Below are 392 nucleotides of genomic sequence, written 5' to 3' on the forward strand. Positions count from 1 at the left end.
CTGGGTTGCGGCCAGGGACGGCCAAAACCCAGCAACAACCAAAGCTGGGGTTCGTTCCTCACCCCAGCCTACCGATTTAAAATCAATAGGTTAGTTTTTAGACAACCTCTGAGCTGGTTCTGATCATTGCCGGCGTTGGTGACCTGGTGATGTACAATGAGCTGGTGTTTGTCGTCAACGCAACCTTGCACGTTGTCGCTGGTCACAGGCTGGTTGCCTGTTCAAGGCCCGCGCATCGGGGTCGGTACGCGAGCGCTGGGTCTCACCACGCTCCTCTAGCTGCTTGCGTTGTGCCTGCTGGCGGGCCTGGCGCGCCTTGAGTTCCTCCAACTTGCTCGCCAGCGTGGGGTCTTCACCCAACCGGTCGCCGGCCTGGTTTTCCTGCGCGTCGT

At 59.4% G+C, this 392-nt stretch carries 1 protein-coding gene; it reads right to left on the reverse strand.

Annotated features, from left to right (window positions below):
- Positions 1-174: 174 nt before the first annotated feature.
- Positions 175-392 (reverse strand): hypothetical protein (locus tag BQ17_RS21710; RefSeq protein WP_218068193.1); only part of this gene is annotated, 218 nt, incomplete at its 5' end.

It is taken from the genome of Candidatus Thiosymbion oneisti (genome assembly GCF_900092655.1).
In the GTDB taxonomy this organism is placed as follows: Bacteria; Pseudomonadota; Gammaproteobacteria; order Chromatiales; family Chromatiaceae; genus Thiosymbion; species Thiosymbion oneisti.